This window comes from Streptomyces sp. NPDC001393 (assembly GCF_053597455.1).
In genome coordinates this window covers 1-1,095 of sequence record NZ_JBSFIH010000169.1, presented here as the reverse complement: position 1 = coordinate 1,095, position 1,095 = coordinate 1, and the positions used below count along the sequence as shown (strand labels likewise).

The window sequence follows — 1,095 nt, the reverse complement described above, 5'->3', positions numbered from 1 at the left end:
AGATGGTGCTGTCGCTGTCCGCGAAGGGCCTTACCCACGGAGAGATATCGGCGCATCTGGCCGAGGTGTACGGCGCCGAGGTGTCCAAGCAGACCATCACCACGATCACGGACAAGGTGATGGAGGGCATGGCGGAATGGCAGTCTCGCCCTCTCGATCGCGTCTATCCCGTGGTCTTCGTGGACGCCATCAACGTGAAGATTCGTGATGGCAAGGTAGCCAATCGGCCCATCTATGTTGCGATGGCCGTCACGGTCGAGGGCACTCGCGACATCCTCGGGATCTGGGCCGGTGACGGCGGCGAGGGTGCCAAGCACTGGCTCCAGGTCTTCACCGAGCTGAAGGATCGCGGAGTTGAAGATGTCCTCATGCTGGTTTGCGACGGGCTGAAGGGTCTGCCGGACGCGGTCGGGACGGTCTGGCCCCGAACTGTCGTCCAGACGTGCATCGTTCACTTGATTCGCAACAGCATCCACTACTGCGCCCGCCAGGACTGGGACAAGGTCGCGAAGGATCTCAAGCCCGTCTACACCGCGCCGAGCGAGGCGGCCGCGACCGAGCGGTTCCTGGAGTTCTCCGAGAAGTGGGGCAGCAAGTATCCGGCCGTGATCAAGCTGTGGTCCGATGCCTGGGCCGAGATGGTGCCCTTCCTCTCCTTCGACGTCGAGATCCGCAAGGTGATCTGCAGCACGAACGCGATCGAGAGCGTCAACGCCCGCATCCGCAAAGCCGTCCGGGCCCGGGACCACTTCCCGTCGGAGGCCGCCGCGTTGAAGTGCGTCTACATGGCGCTCATGAGTCTGGACCCAACCGGCAAGGGGCGGCGCCGCTGGACGATGCGCTGGAAGGCACCCCTGAACGCCTTCCAGATCGCCTTCGAAGGACGCCTCACCCCCACCACCAGCCACTGACCCTCAACAACCAAGATCAGCCCTTGACTGGACAGCCCCCCCCAGGAGCACTCCACAGCAGCGTACGCCCGCCGGCTAAAACAACGGCATGACTCTGTTGGCGATCTTGTGAGGGTCAGCTGGTGGCGGTGCAGAGGGCGTGGAAGTGGCTGGGCGCCCGCTGCTTTCGGGTCGGACTGGCGAT

Annotated in this window: 1 protein-coding gene; it reads left to right on the top strand. The window is 63.9% G+C overall.

Annotated features, from left to right (window positions below; all coding sequences use genetic code 11):
• Nucleotides 1-911 (top strand): IS256 family transposase (locus ACWC2T_RS46115; RefSeq protein WP_450676255.1); only part of this gene is annotated, 911 nt, incomplete at its 5' end.
• Nucleotides 912-1,095: the final 184 nt, after the last annotated feature.